The 645-nt window shown below is 71.6% G+C and carries 1 protein-coding gene; it reads left to right on the forward strand.

Annotation, left to right across the window (positions count from 1 at the left end; translation table 11 throughout):
• The coding region (gene ureG, locus BZL64_RS38585) for an urease accessory protein UreG (RefSeq protein WP_086773541.1) at positions 1-606 on the forward strand (606 nt) is incomplete at its 5' end.
• Between the last annotated feature and the right edge of the window lie 39 nt (positions 607-645).

Consider the following 645-nt stretch of genomic DNA (forward strand, 5'->3'; position numbering starts at 1 on the left):
GCCCGGCGGGCCGATGGGGCTCGGCGGGCTCTTCGGGTGGGGCTCGGGGGCCCTGTGGGGTCCGGGAAGACCGCTACCGTCGCCGCGCTCTGCCGGGCCCTGCGTGACGAGTTCTCCCTGGCTGTCGTCACCAATGACATCTACACCCGTGAGGACGCCGAGTTCCTGTTGCGGGAGGCCGTGCTGCCGCCCGAGCGGATCACGGCCGTCGAGACGGGGGCCTGCCCGCACACCGCCATCCGGGACGACATCTCCGCCAATCTCGAAGCCGTGGAGGACCTGGAGGACGAGGTCGGGCCGCTGGATCTCGTGCTCGTCGAGTCCGGTGGGGACAACCTGACCGCCACCTTCTCCAAGGGGCTGGTGGACGCGCAGATCTTCGTCATCGACGTGGCCGGCGGGGACGACATCCCCCGCAAGGGCGGGCCCGGCGTGACCACCGCCGACCTCCTCGTCGTCAACAAGACCGACCTCGCGCCGTACGTCGGCGACGCCAAGGCGCAGCGTGCCGAACTGCCTGTCGTGTTCCAGTCGTTGAGGAGCGAGGACGGGGTGCGGGAGGTCGCCGCGTGGGTGCGGGAGCAGCTCGCCGCGTGGACGGCGTGACATGAGCGGTGTGCACGCCACCGCGCGGATCCGGGCCCG

The sequence above is a fragment of the Streptomyces bobili genome (assembly GCF_002154575.1).
Classification (GTDB): domain Bacteria; phylum Actinomycetota; class Actinomycetes; order Streptomycetales; family Streptomycetaceae; genus Streptomyces; species Streptomyces bobili.